Here is a 243-nt window from a genome sequence, read left to right on the forward strand (position 1 = left end):
GGTGGAGGAGGCACAGGAATCGAAGGCGCCGACCGAACGCTTCATCGATCGGTTTTCGCGCTATTACACGCCCGGCGTGCTCGTGGTCGCAGCACTCGTCGCGGTCGTTCCGCCGCTGCTGTTCGCTGGGCCGTGGGGCGAATGGGTCTATAAGGGCCTTGCCATCCTTTTGATCGGCTGCCCCTGTGCGCTCGTCATCTCGACGCCGGCGGCGATCGCCGCCTCGCTTTCGGCAGGTGCACG

Annotated in this window: 1 pseudogene; it reads left to right on the top strand. The window is 65.8% G+C overall.

The features are described from left to right. A pseudogene (locus EOD29_RS34410) lies at positions 1-243 on the top strand (heavy metal translocating P-type ATPase); the annotation flags it as partial.

The organism is Mesorhizobium sp. M1A.T.Ca.IN.004.03.1.1 (assembly GCF_003997555.1).
GTDB lineage: Bacteria > Pseudomonadota > Alphaproteobacteria > Rhizobiales > Rhizobiaceae > Mesorhizobium.